At 67.3% G+C, this 13299-nt stretch carries 11 protein-coding genes and 1 pseudogene; all 12 read right to left on the bottom strand.

Going from position 1 to position 13299, the window contains the following annotated elements; all coding sequences use genetic code 11:
- Window position 1: 1 nt before the first annotated feature.
- Window positions 2-775 carry an enoyl-CoA hydratase gene (locus CKW46_RS11135; RefSeq protein WP_117435196.1) on the bottom strand — a complete coding sequence of 258 codons (774 nt, stop codon included), beginning with the start codon at window positions 773-775 and terminating at the stop codon, window positions 2-4.
- Window positions 772-1614, bottom strand: a complete 843-nt coding sequence (locus CKW46_RS11130) for an NUDIX hydrolase (protein WP_482053157.1) — start codon at window positions 1612-1614, stop codon at window positions 772-774. The genes CKW46_RS11135 and CKW46_RS11130 overlap by 4 nt, the downstream gene beginning before the upstream one ends.
- Window positions 1611-2453: an ABC transporter ATP-binding protein gene (locus tag CKW46_RS11125; protein ID WP_012393487.1), complete on the bottom strand. Its 843-nt coding sequence runs from the start codon at window positions 2451-2453 to the stop codon at window positions 1611-1613. The genes CKW46_RS11130 and CKW46_RS11125 overlap by 4 nt, the downstream gene beginning before the upstream one ends.
- Window positions 2454-2551: 98 nt before the next feature.
- Window positions 2552-4048, bottom strand: coding sequence for a hydrogenase large subunit (locus CKW46_RS11120; protein WP_015355088.1), 1497 nt, complete (start codon window positions 4046-4048; stop codon window positions 2552-2554).
- The gene (locus CKW46_RS11115; RefSeq protein WP_020786470.1) at window positions 4048-5514 is read right to left on the bottom strand and encodes a proton-conducting transporter transmembrane domain-containing protein; all 1467 of its coding nucleotides are present in this window, start codon (window positions 5512-5514) and stop codon (window positions 4048-4050) included. The genes CKW46_RS11120 and CKW46_RS11115 overlap by 1 nt, the downstream gene beginning before the upstream one ends.
- Window positions 5514-6176: a hypothetical protein gene (locus CKW46_RS11110; protein ID WP_482053156.1), complete on the bottom strand. Its 663-nt coding sequence runs from the start codon at window positions 6174-6176 to the stop codon at window positions 5514-5516. The genes CKW46_RS11115 and CKW46_RS11110 overlap by 1 nt, the downstream gene beginning before the upstream one ends.
- A 4-nt stretch (window positions 6177-6180) precedes the next feature.
- Window positions 6181-7131, bottom strand: a pseudogene (locus CKW46_RS11105) (respiratory chain complex I subunit 1 family protein).
- A 5-nt stretch (window positions 7132-7136) separates the two neighbouring features.
- Entirely contained in the window at window positions 7137-9101 is a 1965-nt protein-coding gene (locus tag CKW46_RS11100; RefSeq protein WP_482053155.1) for a proton-conducting transporter transmembrane domain-containing protein, read from the bottom strand.
- Window positions 9098-9577, bottom strand: a complete 480-nt coding sequence (locus CKW46_RS11095) for an NADH-quinone oxidoreductase subunit B family protein (protein WP_015355084.1) — start codon at window positions 9575-9577, stop codon at window positions 9098-9100. Before CKW46_RS11095 ends, CKW46_RS11100 begins: the two co-directional genes overlap by 4 nt.
- A gap of 14 nt (window positions 9578-9591) precedes the next feature.
- The gene (locus CKW46_RS11090) at window positions 9592-9936 is read right to left on the bottom strand and encodes an ArsR/SmtB family transcription factor (RefSeq protein WP_012393480.1); all 345 of its coding nucleotides are present in this window, start codon (window positions 9934-9936) and stop codon (window positions 9592-9594) included.
- Between the two features lie 181 nt (window positions 9937-10117).
- The gene (gene serB, locus CKW46_RS11085) at window positions 10118-11347 is read right to left on the bottom strand and encodes a phosphoserine phosphatase SerB (RefSeq protein ID WP_015355083.1); all 1230 of its coding nucleotides are present in this window, start codon (window positions 11345-11347) and stop codon (window positions 10118-10120) included.
- Between the two features lie 58 nt (window positions 11348-11405).
- On the bottom strand, window positions 11406-13127 hold the full coding sequence (gene ctaD / locus CKW46_RS11080) for an aa3-type cytochrome oxidase subunit I (protein WP_012393478.1): 1722 nt from the start codon (window positions 13125-13127) through the stop codon (window positions 11406-11408).
- Window positions 13128-13299 lie beyond the last annotated feature (172 nt).

Genomic DNA, 13299 nt, shown 5'->3' with positions numbered 1-13299 from the left:
CCTAACGACCGTCTTGGTCGCCCGTGTTACCACCGCCCGGCCCACGGCCGTCAGGACCGCGCTGACCAGCGGCAAACAGCTCGACATAGCGGCGCCGTTCCGCGCCGGCCCGCTCGGTGGCTTCCAGTTCGAAGACGTCGTTGATGACCGCCTTGGCGGCGGCCAAGGCGCGCGGCGGGCATTCCAGATAGCGGCGGGCCCACGCGACGGCGGAGTCGTAGACGTCGTCGGGGGCCACCATGTCGTCGATCAGGCCCAACGCGAGGGCCTCCTCGGCGTCGAAGAATCGCCCGCTGAAAACCAGCTCCTTGGCTCTGCTGGACCCGACCACGCGGGTCAGGCGCCCCATGCCGCCGCCGCCGGGAATCAGGCCGGCGAGGATCTCGGTCGCGCCGAACTTCACGTTGTCACCGCTGACCCGCCAGTCGGCCGCCAGCGCCAGGGTCAGCCCCGCGCCCAACGCGTATCCAGTGACGGCCGCCACGGTTGGTTTCGGAATCGCCGCCACCGCATCGATGGCCTCCAGCCGGACCCGGGCGGCGGTGTCGGCCTCCGGGGCGTTGAGGGTCCGCAGTTCGGGCATGTCGTCGCCGGCGGAGAAAATCTCGTGGCCGCCGAAGAGCACAACTGCGCCGATGTCGTCGCGGCGTCCCAGCTCGTCGGCGGCCGCGACGATCTCCCGGTAGACCTGGCGGGTCATCGCATTGGTGGGTGGCCTGGACACCACCAAGGTGGCCAGTCCCTGGTCAGCCACGACGCTGACGAATTCGTTCATAACGGCCAAACGGTCGATCCGCCGGAGATCCGCGCCTGGTTGTAGCGATCGGAGTCGAAAAACTCGATCTCCCAGTTGTCGCCCTTGAGCGCGAGGTTGGGTTGCACCGGCACGATCTTGCGTTCCACGGCGAGCACATCGGCGACGGTATGGCCGGCCAGCGCGTCCAGCTGAGTCCAGGTCGGCGGCAAGAGGAAGTTTCGGCCCACGGCGAAGTCGGCGATGGCATCACGGGGCAGCATCCACTCCGCCCGATCGGATTCGGTGTTCTCGCCGTCGGCGCGCTGCCCCTCCGGCAGGGCTCCGACGAAGAAAAAGGTGTCGTAGCGACGGGTCCGTTCCGCCTCCGGGGTAATCCAGTTCGCCCAGGGCCGCAGCAGATCGGCGCGCAGCACCAGGTTTTCGCGGCGCAGGAAGTCCGCGAAGGACAGCGTGTGGTCGGCCAGCGCCGCGCGGGACTCGCTGTATATCGAGGCGTCACCGACGATGCCGTCGGGGTCGTCGGCCGGTCCGGCGAACAACACCCCGGATTCCTCGAACGTCTCGCGCGCCGCGGCGCAGACCAGCGCCTCAGCCAGATCGGGTTGGATGCCGAAGCGCTGGGCCCACCACAACGGCGGCGGGCCGGCCCAGGCCCCCAGCCCGCCCAGGTCGGCGTTGCGGTCCCGGTCGTCGACGCCGCCGCCGGGAAACACCATCACCCCGGCAGCGAAATCCATCGCCGCGTGTCGTCGCATCAGGAATACCGAGAGTCCGGTGTCGAGCCCTGTGTCGCGGACCAGCATCACGGTTGCTGCGGGCCTGGCCTGCAATGGAACGGGGTCTGGCGGGGAATTCATTGCTGCCTCCGGTGGGCTGCGCGGGCGCGGATCCGGCGGGCGAAATATCGCCCGTCGACGAAATCGACGGCAATCTGTTGGCCGAATGCGGCCGACAGGTTTTCGGCGGTGAGCACGTCGGACAATAGGCCCGATGCCACGACGTGGCCCTCCGCCAGCAGCAGGCAGTGGCTGAAGCCGGGAGGAACCTCTTCGACATGGTGGGTGACCAGCACCAGGGCGGGCGCATCCGGGTCGGCGGCCAGATCGGCCAGCCGCGCCACCAATTCCTCGCGGCCGCCCAAGTCGAGGCCGGCCGCGGGCTCATCGAGCAGCAACAGTTCGGGGTCGGTCATCAACGCACGGGCGATCAGGACCCGCTTGCGCTCCCCCTCGGACAGGGTTCCGTAGGTGCGGTCGGCCAGATGCTCGGCGCCCAGGCTCTCTAGCATGTCGACGGCCCGGCGGTAGTCGACGTCCTCGTAGCGCTCCCGCCACCTGCCCAACACCGCGTAGCCGGCCGATACGACGAGGTCTCGCACCACTTCGTCGGTGGGTATGCGCTGCGCCAGGGCCGAGGAACTCAGCCCGATGCGCGCGCGCAGCTCCGACACGTCGACCCGGCCCAGCCGTTCGCCCAGGACGAAGGCAACCCCCGAGGACGGGTGCTCGGAGGCGGCGGCCATCCGAAGCAAGGAGGTCTTGCCGGCGCCGTTGGGGCCCAGGATCACCCAACGCTCGTCGAGTTCGACGGCCCAGTCCAGCGGACCGACCAAGGTGCGTCCGCCGCGACGCAGCGAAACGTCTCTGAAGTCGATCAACAGGTCGGGATCGGCTGTATCGGGCCCAGCTTCAGACACTCGACCATCGTGCCGTACCGCGCCACCGCAACCGTTGCCGGGTCGTCTCGCCCCGCCCGGGTTCGCCGGGCCGGGCCCCGCGAGGGGCCTACACCGCACTAGAGGTCATTGCCGGCATAGGACAAATTGAAGCTCTTATTCGCCAACGGAAAGTCCGGGACGATGGTGTCGGCCATGGCGACCGGCAACGCGGGCCAGTTGAACCACGAGGGATCGACGATCTTGCATCGGGTGATGCGGCCCGCGCCGTCGACTTCGACCCGATGCAGCACCGCGCCGCGCCAGCCTTCGACGATCCCCACGCCCGATGTCAGCGCCGACCGCGCGCCGTTGGCCGCCGGCGGCGGCGCGAACCGGGTTCGACCGTGGTGGTTCTCGACCAGGTGGCAGGCCAACGCGACCGATGCGGCGAACTCGTCGCGCCGAATCGTGTAGCGAGCCAGGACGTCACCTCCGCCGGCCGCAACCGCGGTGACCGGCAGCTCGGCCGTCGGGTGATCCAGCCGGGCATCGGTAGCGATGCCGCTGGCGCGCGCAACGTAGCCGAGGCACCCGAGCGCGCGCGCATCCTCGCTGTGCAGCACCGCGGTCTCGGCGAACCGGTCGTAGACGACCGAATTTCGCAGCGTCAGCTCGCTGATCTCGGCAACCTCTGCGGCCACCGCGTGCAGCTCCGCCGGATCCGGAAGCTCCTGCAGCACAACGCCTCCAGGCGCCATCGCGGCCCTCAGCAAGCGATGTCCGGTGACCCGCCGGTTGATCCGCAACACCCGCTCGCGGATGCCCTGCGCATGGGCGTTGGCCAGGGCAAAACCCACATCGTTGGCCAGCGCACCCAGATCGGTCACGTGGTTGTAAAGCCGCTCCAATTCCACCAGCAGGGCGCGCAGCCGGTGCACCGGTTCGGGCACATCCAATCCCAGCGCGTCCTCGACGGCCAGGCAGTGCGCCAGCGAATGCGCCGCCGAACTGTCTCCGCTGATTCGTTCGGCGAGTTCCACAGCCTCCCTGGCGCCCAGTGCATTTCGCCCCTCGAAGAGCTTCTCGACGCCCCGGTGTACGAACCATAGTCGCGCCTTGAGCCGCAGTATCGATTCACCGATCACCGAGAACCGGAAGTGCCCTGGCTCGATCAGGCCGGCATGGACCGGCCCGACCGGGATCTCGTAGACCCCTGGGCCCTCAACGGTCACGAATGGAAAGCGTCCCACCGCATCGAAGGGCGGCGGGTCACCGGCGTCGCGGCGCATCGGATGCCAATCCTGCGGCCAATGCGCGTGGCGCACCAGCCGTCGTGGCTGCGGATGCCCCACTGGCGAAATCCCGTACAGGTCCATCATTTCCCTCTCGAAGCGGCCCGCCGGGATGGACAACTCCGCCAGCGACGGCACCGACGGATTCGCCGCGCCGGTGCGCAGCGTCAGCTCGACTCGCCGATCCGGCTGTCCCGCCACCAGCAGGTAGACCACCCGCAGTGCGTCGCCATCGTCGTGCGCCGCGACCAACGCAAGCCGGTAGCCCTCGGCCAGTAGTTCCGCCACCGATTCGGCGAGTTCGGCATCCGAAACCGTGCGGCTGACCGTCTTGTGTGCCATCAGTTCGCTCCGAACTGACCCGCGGCCGCATCGAAAAGCCCGCCCAGCGGTCCCGCGGTGACCCCCAACGCGATGCAGGCCACGACGCCGGTCACCAGGGCCGCCGCCACCGTCGCGGGCACCGCGATCCGCGGAGCACCCTCGCTGGCGGCGCCGAGCAGCATCCGCCGCGAATTCGCCACCAGCGCAGCGAAAGCCACCACCATCAACAGCAATGTCACACCGAGCACCCAGGCCAGCCCGGAGTTGGCCAGCGACCGGGCGATCGACACCTCGCTGGCAAACATTGCAAACGGCGGCAACCCGAGCAGCACAACGACACCAACGGCAAACGAGACGCCGACCACCCGCGACCGCGACAACACCGCGGTGATGTCAGCGATGCTCGCCGAGTCATGCGCGGACTGCAGCTGCCCACCGGCCAGGAACAACACCGTCTTGCCGATGCCGTGCGCAAGCACATGCAACAGCAGGGCCGCGATCGCCAGCTTGGTTCCCGCCGCGGCCGCAATCGCGATCAGGCCCATGTTCTCCATCGAGGAGTAGGCCAGCATCCGCTTGAGATCGGTGACCACGGTGAGCAGGAAGGCCGCGATGAGCACCGTGGTGAGCCCAACCGTCAATAGCCCGGCGCGCAGGTAACCCGGCCCCACCGCGGCATCAATGACCGGCCGTAGGCGGATCAGCACCGAGAAGGCCACCGAAAGCAACACCCCGCTCATCAATGCCGAGACCGGTGCCGGGGCCTGGCTGTGCGCGTCGGCCAGCCAACCGTGAAAGGGCGCCAGGCCGACTTTGGCGCCGTACCCGATCAGCAGCAGACCACCGGCGAGCCGCGTGACGGCCGGGTTGAGGTGTGCCGCACAGGCCGTCAGGACATCGAGGTTGAGCGCGTTGGCACCGTCGGCGCCGGCGTGTTGCGCCGCGAAGTACAACAGCACCGTGCCCAGAAATGCCACCGCGATGCCGACCGAGCAGATCACCACGTACTTCCAGGTGGCTTCCAGCGCGGTGCGAGTCCTACGGTGTCCGATCAGAAACGCGGTGACAACCGTGGTGGCTTCCACCGCGACCCAGATCAACCCGATGTTGTTGGCGGACACAGCGATCGCCATTGCCGCCAAGAACGCCGGCATCAGCGCCCCGTACAGCCGGGCATCGCGGCGATCGGTGTGGCCGTGTTCGAGTTCGGCATCGATGTAGCCGATGCTCGCCCAGGTCGCCAAGGTGCCGACGGCCCCGATGACGATCAGCATGATCACCGACAACGCGTCGACGCGCAGCAAGCCGCCCAGCACCAGGTGTGGTTGCGGCGTTGCCTGAAGACCAAGCGCAATGCCCGATCCGAGCACAGCGACCGCCGACAGCACGGTGAGCACCGCGGTTGCGCGCCGCCAGCCGCCGGCCAGTGCGAAGGCTGCCGCCACCAGTGGCGCCACGATCGGCACCAGAATCAAAGCAGTCATCAGTTCCGCAGTTCCTGTAGCCGGTCCAGGTCGGTGCCGCCGAACGTCCGCCGCAGTCGTCCGGTGAGCACACCCAGCACGATCAGCGCGAAAAGCACGTCCAGCGAAGCACCCATTTCGACAATCAGCGGCACCCCAGCCGTGAGCAGAAACGCCGTGGCCGCGATCCCGTTGTCCAACATGAGAAATCCCGCGGCCTGTGAGATGGCGTGGCGCCGGGTCACCATCACGAACAGCGCGATCAGCACCACCGCCAGACCTCCCGGTACGGCACTGACCGCCGCGCTGGAGTCCAGGTCCACGATGGGGCGGGTGACCGCCAACGCGACCACCGTCAGCACCGCCGCAATCAGTAGTGACGCGGTGGTGTTGACCAGCGGGGTCGCCTCCCGTTGCTCATGTTTCTCGGCTCCCAGCGCACGGGCCAGCAGCCACGGCAGGACCACTGCGCGCAGCGCGAACAGGGCCAGACCGATGCCAACGAGCTCCCAGTCATGGGAGTGCACACCAAGAATCATCGGGATCGCGGCCAGCGCAAGACCCTGCGCCGCCAGCAGCCACACGATCGAGCGCAGGTCGCGCCGCCACACGATCAGCACTGCGGTCAGGACCAGCCCTGCTGGGGCGAGGTCAAGCACACCGGCGTAGTTGAGATCGGTCATCGCATCACACCTGGGCCGTAAAGAAATTGGCTGACGTGACCGCCAGCAGCGCCAGCAGGAACGAGCCCGCCAGCAATTCGGGCACCCGGAACAATCGCAGCTTGGCGATGAACACCTCCACGGTAGCCAGCACACCGGCGGCAATCGCGACCTTGATACTGATCGCCGCGATGCCGACCGCAATCCCGATCAGGCTGGGGTCCGCACCCGCGATCCCCCACGGCACAAAGAGATTCGCCAGCAGTGCCAGTAGCACGGTGAGCCGCATGCCGCTGGCCCACTCGATGACGCCCAGCCGTGGTCCCGCGTATTCCAGCACCATCGCCTCGTGCACCATGGTCAGCTCCAGGTGGGTGGCGGGGTTGTCGACCGGGAGCCGGCCGGTCTCCGCGATGACGACGATCACCAAGGCTACGAAGGCCAGTATTCCGGCCAGTGACACCACTTCGGCCGGGTTCTCGAGGCTAAAGGCGACGATGGCGCCAAGATTGGCCGATTTCGCGGGAATGGACAGCGCGAAGACCGCTAACAGGATGGTGGGTTCAACCAAGGCGGCGATGGTGATCTCACGGCTGGCGCCCATGCCGCCGAAGGAAGTCCCGGTGTCGATTCCGGCCAGGGTCAACGCGACGGTACCCAAGAACAGCAGGCCCACCACCACAAACAAGTCGCCCACCGGGTCCAGCGGTGAGCCGGTGGCGACCAGCGGTGCGATCGCCGCGATCAGCAGGGTGGTTGCCGCCACCACGGCCGGTGCCACGGCAAACACCGCCGTGGTCCCCTCCGGGGTGACCTGCTGCTTGCGCAACTGCTTGCGCAGATCGCGTCAGGGCTGCAGAATTCCCGCGCCACAGCGCCCTTCGGATCGCGCCCGGATCTGTCGCATCAGCCCGATCACCAACGGGGCACCGAGAATGACGGCGCCGATCTGCGCCGCCCCGGCCATCGCCGACATCAGGTTCATCGCGCCACCACCAGCACTATGAGCACGCCCAGGGCGCCGTAGCCCAGGTAGAGGTGCACGCTTCCGTTGTGCGCGCGACGGATCACCTGCGCGCACCACGCCAGTGCCCGCAACACCGGGGCGTAGACGCGGTCTTCGATGGCATCGCTGAGATGGGCGCGATAGGCGATCTGCTCGACGTGATAGCGGGTTGCTTCCAGGTGAGTCACCTCGATGCCGGTATCGGGCCGCAGCACGTCGTCGAAGACGCGTTGCAGCGGTTGCGCAAAGGAGGTCGGCGTGCATTCCATCCGGGCGGTGAGTTCGTCTGCGCCGCATGCCCATAGCGGCGAGGTCACCGGCTCCGGGCGGTGACGTGACCCCCAGCGAGCCAGCACCAGCACCACCAGCAGGGCCGCGGCCAGCAGTGCCGGTGCGATCGAGCCGTCCATCCCCGGTAGTCGCAACACCGTGCCCAGGTCGGTCAGATCGGCATTCCTGGATGCGGGCAGGGTGTCCAGCACCGATTGCAGCGGTCCCGTGACGACCGCCGGCGCGATCGCGATGACCACACACCCGAGGGCGGCGACCGCCATGCCCACGAGCATGGTGGCCGGGGCTTCCCGCGCCCGCTCGGCCGACCCCGAGCGGGGTCGCGCCAGAAACCCGGTACCGAATGCCTTCACCATGGCGGCCACCCCCAGCCCCGTCGTCAGTGCGACGGCACCGACTCCCAGTGGGGTGGCCAAGCCCACGATGGTGTTGTGTTCGGGCCGGGCGTGAATCAGCGACTGCACCAGCAGCCATTCGCTGGCGAAGCCGGCGCCGAGCGGCAATCCGGAAGCGCCGAGTGCGGCGATACCGAAGAATGTGGTGGTGCAGCGCATCCGATGCGCAAGGCCGCCCAGCATGTCCAGGTCGCGCTGTTGCGTCGCCACCAGAACCGAACCGGCGGCCAGGAATCCGAGACTCTTGAACGCCGCATGGGCGATCAGGTGTAGCAGGGCCGCGGTCATCGCGATGACGGCCGCCGGGCCGGCACCGGCCGCCGACAACAGCGTGGCCGCCCCCAGCCCGAGGGTCACCAGGCCCATGTTTTCAATCGTCGAATACCCGAGCAGACGCTTGAGATCGGTGGCCACCGACGCCTGCAGCACCCCGTACATGGCCGAAAAAGCGCCGATCACAAGCAGTGTCACGCCCCACCACTTGGGCCCCGGCCCGAGCAACTGCAGATCAATCCGCACCAGACCATAGATGCCGAGGTTGACCATGGCGGCACTCATCAACGCCGACACCGGACTGGGCGACTCCGGGTGTGCCCGCGGCAACCATGCATGCAACGGCAGCAAGCCCGCCTTCGATCCGAATCCGAGCAATGTCGCAACGAAAACGAAGGTGCGTACCCCCTCCGACGGCACCGCCATGTCGGCGAAGCGATCGGTACCGGCCGCGGCGGCCAGCACCATCAGTCCGAGCAGCAGTGTCGCGAAGCCCAGCTGGGTCATCACCGCGTAGTAGCCCGCCGCCGAACGAACCTGCGCGCGGCGATGATCCGTCGCAACCAGCACCAGCGAGGAAATCGCCATCAGCTCCCACGCCAGCAGGAACGTGCTCACCGATCCGGCCGCGGGCACCAGCAGCATCGCGGTGACAAACACCGGCAGCATGGTCAGCGCGACCGCACCGAGGTGCTCACGGCGCGCATACCCGATGCTGTAAATGCCGGCGACCACGGCCACCGCACCCGTGAGGGCAATGAAGAACCCACCGAGGCGCCCGATATCGAAATCGACGCCGATCAGCGGCACCAGCCAGGCAATGTGAACCTGCCGCACCACGCCGAAGACCGCGGTGAGCCCCAGGGCGGTACCGCACGCGCCGATGCCCGCCGTGGTCGCGCCGCTCAGCACCGCCCCGAAGCCGTTGCCCGACAGCGCAACCTGATGCTCGGGCGGTGCGTCCGACAGTGTCGCCGTCACCGGCCGGTCACCGATCGCAGCGCGGCAACCACCTGGTCGGGCGTGGGTGGACAGCCCGGGACTTCGACATCGACGGGGACGACCTCGCTGACCGCACCCACCACCCCATAGGCGTCGGCAAACACCCCACGGTTGAGGGCGCAGTCGCCGCACGCGATCACCACCCGCGGTTGGGGTGTGGCCGCCAAGGTGTTCTTCAAAGGTTGCGCCATGTTCCTGGTCACCACCCCGGTGACCAGCAGCGCATCCGCGTGCCGCGGCGAGGCCACCAGCCGCGCCCCAACCCGCTCGGCGTCATAGACCGGCCCGAACGCTCCGGAGATCTCCACCTCGCAGCCATTGCAGGACCCGGCATCGACGTGGCGCACCTGCAGGGACCCCCGCAACCCGGCCGGCGCCGCCACCGCCGGGGTGGATTCGTCCCCCAGCTTCTCGGCCACCCGGCCCAGCCGCATGATTCTGGCGATCCAACCCATTGCCCGCCGCCCCGCTAGTTGTCCGCGCCCGGAACGCCGGCCCGCAGATCCTCGAGCATGGCGACCTGACCGCTGAGCATCCCGGTCAACACCCGGCGCGCCACGGCCATCAGTTCGGCGATCAATGGCGAAGTGATCGAGTAGATGACCGTGTTGCCATCCTTGGTCGCGCTCACCACTCCAGCCCGGCGCAGGACGCCGAGCTGCTGAGACAGATTGGACGACTCCAGGCCCACCTCCGGCAACAGCTCGGCCACCGTATGGTCCCGCTCGGAGAGCAGTTCGAGAATCCTGACCCGGGCCGGATGCCCCAGCGTCTTGAAGAACTCGGCCTTGAGCTTGTAGAGCGGCTCCGTCACCCGACCTCGCTTAAAATTCCACAATTTCAGCTTCTGTGAATTTATCAATTGAAAACTTTATCAGGTGTTCGACAGACTCGCGCGCTACCCGCTCCCCCACCCGCGAGCAGACGCAGACTCGCACAAAATCGGTGATTTTGCTGCGAGTCTGCGTCTGCTCAGCGCGATTGCGCGCGGCGGCTTAGTCCTCGGGGATCTCGACGCGGCGCATCACGCCGTCGACGTTGTCGGCGGCTTCAATCTCGCCGCGAGTCACCCCCAGCAGAAATAGCACGGTATCCAGGTATGGATGGCTCAACGACGCGTCGGCCACGGCGCGCAAGGCCGGCTTGGCGTTGAACGCGACGCCCAGGCCGGCGGCGGCCAGCATGTCGATGTCATTGGCGCCGTCGCCCACCGCGACGGTCTGTTCCATCGGAACGCCGAAGCGCCCGGCGAATTCTCGCAACGCCGCGGCCTTACCCGGCCGATCGACGATGGAGCCGACGACCCGGCCGGTCAGTGTGCCGTCGATGATCTCCAGCTCGTTGGCGGCGACGAAGTCCAGGTTCAGCTCTTGCGCCAGTGGCTCGATGATCCGGCGGAAGCCACCGGAGACCACGCCGCAGCGAAACCCCAACCGCTGCAAGGTGCGCAGCGTGGTGCGTGCGCCGGGCATCAGTTGCAGTTGTGCGGCGACATCGTCGATGACGGTGGCCGGCAGGCCCTCCAGGGTGGCCACCCGCTGTTGCAGCGACTGCGCGAAGTCCAGTTCCCCGCGCATGGCGGCCTCGGTGATCGCCGCCACGGTGCCCTCGGCACCGGCCCGGGCCGCGAGCATCTCGATGACCTCACCCTGAACCAGTGTCGAATCGACATCGAACACGATCAGTCGCTTGGTCCGCCAGGCCAGCCCGTAGTCTTCGACGGCGACATCGACCCGCTCGTCGACGGCGACCTTGGTCAGGGCCGTCTGCAAGGGTCGATAGGTGCCGGGCGGCACCGAGACCCGCAGCTCCAGGCCGGTGACCGGATAGTCGGAGATGCCGCGGATGAAGTCGATGTTGACGCCCAGCGCCGCCACCTCTTTGGCCACCGCACCGAATGCCCCGGCGGTCACCGGGCGGCCCAGCACGAAGATGGTGTGCGTCGACGGTTCCCGGATGACCGGTAGGTCGTCGCTGCGCTCCACCGTTACGTCCAGGCCCACCTCATGGATCGCGGCTTCGACGTCCTCGCGCAGCGCGGCGCCGTCGGCGACTTCCGGTGCGCAGGACACCAGCACTCCCAGCGTGAGCCGGCGCCGGATGACGACCTGTTCGACGTTGAGGAGCTCCACGCCATGCTTGGAGAGCACCTCGAAGAGCGCGGAGGTCACACCCGGCTGATCGATGCCGGTGACAGTGATCAACACCGACACTTTGGCGGGCACGCTCACTCGCGATTACCACCCAGCCACGCCGAGCACCGGCCCAGGCGGTGCGTTTCCATCAGCTCGACGTTGCCTTGGCCAACTCGTCGTGGTGACGACCCACGTGGGCCTCGGCCCGAAGACGCTCCACCATGTGCGGGTAGTGCAGCTCGAACGCCGGGCGCTCCGAACGGATGCGGGGCAGCTCGGTGAAGTTGTGCCGCGGCGGCGGGCAGCTGGTCGCCCACTCCAGCGAGTTGCCGTAGCCCCACGGGTCGTCGACGGTCACCACCTCGCCGTAGCGCCAGCTCTTGAACACGTTCCACACGAACGGGATCATCGCCACGCCCAGGATGAACGCCCCGATGGTCGAGACGATGTTCAGGCCCTGGAAGCCGTCGGTGGGCAGGTAGTCGGCGTACCGGCGAGGCATGCCCTCGTCGCCGAGCCAGTGCTGCACCAGGAACGTGGTGTGGAACCCGATGAACGTCAACCAGAAGTGCAGCTTGCCCAGCCGCTCGTCCAGCAGTCGACCGGTCATCTTGGGGAACCAGAAGTAGATCCCGGCGAAGGTGGAGAACACGATGGTGCCGAACAGCACGTAGTGGAAGTGCGCGACCACGAAATAGCTGTCGGTCACGTGGAAGTCCAGCGGCGGGCTGGCCAGCAGCACCCCACTCAGACCGCCCAGCAGGAACGTGACCGCAAAGCCCACCGAGAACAGCATCGGCGTCTCAAAGGTCAACTGCCCCTTCCACATGGTGCCGACCCAGTTGAAGAACTTGATCCCGGTCGGTACCGCGATGAGGAAGGTCATGAAGGAGAAGAACGGCAGCAGCACCGCACCGGTGGCGAACATGTGGTGCGCCCACACGGCAACGGACAGGGCCGCGATCGACAAGGTCGCGTAGACCAGCGTGGTGTAGCCGAAGATCGGCTTGCGCGAGAACACCGGGAAGATCTCGGAGACCACCCCGAAGAACGGCAGCGCGAGGATGTACACCTCGGGGTGACCGAAGAACCAGAAGAGATGTTGCCACAACAGCACCCCGCCGTTGGCCGGGTCGTAGATGTGGGCGCCCAGGTGGCGATCGGCGGCCAGCCCGAACAGCGCCGCGGTCAGCAACGGGAACGCGATCAGCACCAGGATCGATGTCACCAGGATGTTCCAGGTGAAGATCGGCATCCGGAACATCGTCATGCCGGGTGCACGCATGCACACGACGGTCGTGATCATGTTGACCGCGCCCAGGATGGTGCCCAGACCACCGACCGCGATGCCCATGATCCACAGGTCACCGCCGACGCCGGGTGAGTGGATGGCGTCGGTCAACGGGGTGTAGGCGGTCCAGCCGAAGTCGGCGGCGCCACCGGGCGTGATGAAGCCGGCCATACCCAGCGTGGCGCCGAACAGGAACAGCCAGAACGAAAAGGCGTTCAGCCGCGGGAACGCGACGTCGGGCGCCCCGATCTGCAGCGGAAGCACCAGGTTCGCGAAGCCGAACACGATCGGGGTCGCATAGAACAGCAGCATGACCGTGCCGTGCATGGTGAACAGCTGGTTGAACTGCTCATTCGACAAGAACTGCAGGCCCGGCGTGGCCAGCTCCGTACGCATCAGCAGCGCCAGCAACCCGCCGATCAGGAAAAAGATGAAGCAGGTGACGACGTACATGATGCCGATCAGCTTGTGATCGGTCGTCGTCAGCAGCTTGTAGACCAGATTCCCTTTGGGACCGGTGCGGGCCGGATACGGACGAATGGCCTCGAGTTCTCCCAAAGGGGGCGCTTCGGCTGTCAACAGCTCCTCCAAACATCCAGCGCGGACAGGGTCGCTTTACCCAACACTGGTACGAATCTTAGCCCGTTATCAGCCGGCCGGCAGGCCTGGTCCTACAAACTGTCGTAATTGGGTTCCGGCGGCGCCCATCGAGCTCGGGCGGATCGCCCGCACCTGGGCAGATGTTAACGTC

Source organism: Mycobacterium liflandii, assembly GCF_022354805.1.
GTDB lineage: Bacteria > Actinomycetota > Actinomycetes > Mycobacteriales > Mycobacteriaceae > Mycobacterium > Mycobacterium marinum.
The sequence above is the reverse complement of the archived record's forward strand: the minus strand, read 5'-3'. Positions and strand labels throughout refer to the sequence as shown.